The organism is Flavobacterium sp. (assembly GCF_044373165.1).
GTDB lineage: Bacteria > Bacteroidota > Bacteroidia > Flavobacteriales > Flavobacteriaceae > Flavobacterium.
This window is the reverse complement of the sequence record NZ_JBILQL010000120.1, coordinates 1-4,290: the sequence shown is the minus strand read 5'-3', so window position 1 is coordinate 4,290 and position 4,290 is coordinate 1. Positions and strand designations below refer to the sequence as shown.

Annotated in this window: 5 protein-coding genes; 3 read left to right on the top strand and 2 right to left on the bottom strand. The window is 39.2% G+C overall.

Translation table 11 applies throughout. From position 1 onward, the window contains the following. Together ACIQ32_RS11325 and ACIQ32_RS11320 are read right to left on the bottom strand one after the other, a co-directional pair. Positions 1 to 443: DUF6428 family protein (locus ACIQ32_RS11325; protein WP_396195800.1), on the bottom strand; the 443-nt coding region annotated here is incomplete at its 3' end. A 28-nt stretch (positions 444 to 471) separates the two neighbouring features. Then, positions 472 to 795 carry an ArsR/SmtB family transcription factor gene (locus ACIQ32_RS11320; protein WP_396195799.1) on the bottom strand — a complete coding sequence of 108 codons (324 nt, stop codon included), beginning with the start codon at positions 793 to 795 and terminating at the stop codon, positions 472 to 474. A gap of 160 nt (positions 796 to 955) precedes the next feature. Here ACIQ32_RS11320 and tpx point away from each other — a divergent pair, with 160 nt between their 5' ends. The 3 genes from tpx to ACIQ32_RS11305 all read left to right on the top strand — a co-directional run. Beyond that, the gene (tpx, locus tag ACIQ32_RS11315; RefSeq protein WP_396195798.1) at positions 956 to 1,453 is read left to right on the top strand and encodes a thiol peroxidase; all 498 of its coding nucleotides are present in this window, start codon (positions 956 to 958) and stop codon (positions 1,451 to 1,453) included. A gap of 5 nt (positions 1,454 to 1,458) precedes the next feature. Beyond that, positions 1,459 to 1,833: a diacylglycerol kinase family protein gene (locus tag ACIQ32_RS11310; protein ID WP_396195797.1), complete on the top strand. Its 375-nt coding sequence runs from the start codon at positions 1,459 to 1,461 to the stop codon at positions 1,831 to 1,833. A 43-nt stretch (positions 1,834 to 1,876) separates the two neighbouring features. Further along, on the top strand, positions 1,877 to 4,290 hold a 2,414-nt coding region (locus ACIQ32_RS11305), incomplete at its 3' end, for a DNA translocase FtsK (protein WP_396195796.1).

The following is a 4,290-nucleotide window of genomic DNA, read 5'->3' as shown; positions in this document are numbered from 1 at the left end:
GTTTCTTTTGGCTTCCACTCGCCTATTTTCACTTTCATTTTTTCAGGTGGAATACCACAGTTGTCTTTCGCCAAACAATCGGTCATCTTTGATCTTAATTGGAAAATCGTTCCGTCAAAATCCAAGTTGAATTTACCAATGGTGTCTTTCATTTGGTATTCGACCTCGATTTCTAAATCGGGAATTTGAAGTTTGGCTTCTGACAGTTCTATAATGTGAACCAATTTCTCAGGATGCAAACGATGGTCATAATCATTGGCTTCCCACAATTGGAAATTAGCCACTTCTTCATTTCGAATTACACCACCGCAATCGATGAAATGTTTGGTCACTTTTCCCACTTCAGTTACGTGAAAATGACCGGGAACCAAGTCGCCGTTAGGCAATTGGAAAGCTATGGTTGATAAGCTTTTGAGTTCGTTTTTAATTTGTGAGAGTTTCATTTTTTAGTAATTAGTGATTAGTAATTAGCTAACAACATTTATTTTTTAGTTTATGGCGAATCATGCCAAAATGGTTTTCAATTTTTTCCATCGTATCCGGATTGATACAATAACAGATGGCGGTTCCTTCTATAGTACCTTTGATAATGTTGGCGTTTTTCAGTTCTTTTAAATGTTGGGAAATAGTAGGTTGTGCCAAAGGCAACTCGTTTACAATATCGCCGCAAATACAACTGTCTACTGTCAACAGATAATCAACAATGGCAACTCTGGCCGGATGTGATAGTGCTTTAAACAAGGTTGCCATCTCGTTGTGTTCTGCTGAAAATGATTCTGATTTTGATGCGCCCATGATTTCTTTAAATTATTATATTGCAATATTACGATAAAACAATAATACAAACCAAATCTTTTCTCAAAAAATTTCCATATCACAATTGCCAAATTCCAAAATTCAACTCTAAAATCTCAAATATTTTGCCTATTTTTGGCAATCAAAAAAATTATACAAAATGGCTACAATAACATTAGGAGGCAATCCGATACACACCAATGGTGACTTACCAAAAACAGGTACCAAAGCACCCGATTTTCAATTAGTTAAAACCGATTTAGGTATCGCTTCTCTGGCAGATTTTGCCGGCAGCAAAGTGGTTTTAAATATTTTCCCGAGTATAGATACGGGAACTTGTGCGGCTTCTGTGCGTGCTTTCAATGCTAAAGCAAGTGCCTTAGAAAATACTAAAGTATTGTGTGTTTCGAGAGATTTGCCTTTTGCTCAAAAACGTTTTTGCGGGGCTGAAGGGTTAGAAAACGTAATCAACCTTTCTGATTTTAACACCGGTAATTTTGGCAAACACTACGGTTTGGAAATCACTGACGGACCATTGGCCGGTTTACACTCTCGCGTGGTAATCGTTTTAGATGAAAACGGTACGGTACTATATGCCGAACAAGTTCCTGAAATTGCGGATGAACCTAACTATGACTCGGCTTTAGCTGCCTTATAATTTTTATGGGATTCGAAAAAGACAATTCCTTTATCAGCGGTCGGTTAAAAAGTGTCGGCTTTGCGGTTAAAGGTGCTTTTAAACTCATCACTACCGAACACAGCGTAATGGTGCAATCCTCGTTGGCGGTATTGATGATTATGGCCGGATTTTATTTCGAAATTGACCGGTACGAATGGATGATGCAAATATTAGCCTTTGGTTTGGTTTTAGGCATTGAAAGTTTAAATACCGCCGTTGAAAAAGTGGCCGATTTTATCCATCCTGAATACCATGAAAAAATTGGCTTCATCAAAGATATAGCCGCAGGAGCAGTAATGTTTGCTGCCCTGGCTGCCCTGGCTGTAGGATTGCTTATTTATGTACCTAAATTTTGCTAAACCTCCGATTAAATTTCTATTTTTATAGCTTTATACTATATCCATGGCAAAAACAGTAAAAAAAGAGACTAAAGAAAAAGATCCTAATTTGGAACTGAAAATACTGAAGACCAAAAAGCAGTATCGCATGCTGTTTGGTTTTGTATTGGTGTTGACCTCGATAGCCTTTTTGGTGTCTTTCATATCCTTCTTTTTACACGGACAAGTGGATCAAAGCGCTGTTGACGCCTTAACCGACCGCAGTGAAAACGCACAAAATTGGCTGGGTAAATTTGGAGCTTACATAGCTGATTTATTTATTTATCGCGGTTTTGGTATTGCTTCATTTTTGTTTGTTAAGTTACTGTTTTTAAGTGGTGCTTTCTTAATATTGGATTTACCGATTCGCAAGTTAAAAAACACTTGGTTCTGGGATTTATTTGCCCTTATCATTTTATCGATACTGTTTGGTTTCTTTGCCGATAACTTACCTGAATTGGGCGGCACTGTAGGTTTTGAAATGAATTTGTTTTTGCAAGATTACATAGGCAAAACAGGCACTGTGTTAGTCTTGGTGTTTTCTATTATAGTGTATTTGATTTTTAAAATCAAGGTTTCTCCTGATGCGATTAAATCATTCTTCGAAAAGAAACACAAAGAAATCAAAGAAGATATTGGCAGTATCATTCCGGAGAATAAAGGCACAAACTATAACTTAGAGGAATTTGCCGTAAAAGAAGCTGAAGCCGAAGCTGAAGCATTTATACCCGAACCGGTTTTAAAAACGTCATCGTTTGAAATCAACAAAGAAGCACTCAAACCTACCATTGAACATGCTTCCGAAATCAATTTAGAACCTACCATCAAAACGGTATCGCCGCCTTTGGAAACGGAACCTGTAATTACCGAACCTGTTAAGCAAATTATTGAAACCCATGATGAAGCTTTTGTAATTGAAAAGGCTGCCGATGAAGATGTTGTAGAAGAAAACTTAGCGGCCAAATTGGTAGCCGATTTCGGGTTGTTTGATCCGACTCTGGAATTGTCCAACTACAAATTCCCAACGATTGATTTACTCAAAGAATATGCTTCGGTTGGCATAACGATCAATCAGGAAGAATTAGAAGAAAATAAAAACCGTATTGTAGAAACCTTGCGCAACTACAAAATCGATATTGCCCAAATCAAAGCAACGGTTGGTCCATCGGTTACTTTGTATGAAATTGTACCCGAAGCCGGGATTCGCATCTCTAAAATTAAAAGTTTAGAAGACGATATTGCTTTGTCGCTTTCGGCATTAGGAATTCGTATCATTGCGCCTATACCGGGCAAAGGAACTATTGGTATAGAGGTGCCGAACAAGAACCCGACTATGGTGCCGATGAAAACGGTAATTGCTTCCGCCAAATTCCAAGAAGCGGAAATGGAGTTGCCGATTGCTTTGGGAAAAACCATTTCTAACGAAACCTTTGTAGTCGATTTGGCTAAAATGCCGCACTTGTTAATGGCCGGAGCAACGGGACAAGGAAAATCGGTAGGATTGAATGCGGTACTGACTTCGCTATTGTATAAAAAACACCCGGCAGAAGTAAAGTTTGTGTTGGTTGACCCTAAAAAAGTAGAGTTGACTTTATTCAATAAAATTGAGCGTCATTACCTCGCCAAATTACCCGATGTAGAAGATGCCATCATTACCGACAACACCAAAGTAATCAATACCTTGAACTCGCTTTGTGTGGAAATGGACAACCGCTATTCGCTCTTGAAAGACGCCATGGTGCGTAACATTAAAGAATACAACGATAAATTCAAAGCACGCAAATTGAACCCGGAAAACGGTCATCGCTTTTTGCCTTACATAGTTTTGGTAGTGGATGAGTTTGCCGATTTGATCATGACCGCCGGTAAAGAGGTGGAAACCCCTATTGCTCGTTTGGCACAATTGGCCCGTGCCATTGGAATTCATTTGATTATTGCTACCCAACGACCATCGGTAAATGTAATTACCGGGATTATCAAAGCCAATTTCCCGGCAAGAATTGCGTTCAGAGTAACGTCTAAAATCGACTCCAGAACCATCTTAGACACCCAAGGTGCCGACCAATTGATAGGTCGAGGCGATTTATTGTATTCTAACGGAAATGACTTAGTTCGTGTACAATGTGCTTTTGTAGATACTCCGGAAGTAGAAAAAATTGTGGATTATATCGGCTCACAAAAAGCCTATGCCAGTGCTTATCTCTTACCTGAATATGTAGGTGAAGAAGGCAGCAGCGTGAATTTAGAGTTCGACATTTCGGAACGCGACAGTATGTTTAGAGAAGCGGCCGAAATTATTGTAACCGCTCAGCAAGGTTCGGCATCATTATTGCAAAGAAAGCTGAAACTGGGTTACAACCGTGCCGGAAGATTGATTGACCAATTAGAAGCTGCCGGTATTGTAGGTCCGTTTGAAGGAAGCAAAGCAAGAAGCGTGAA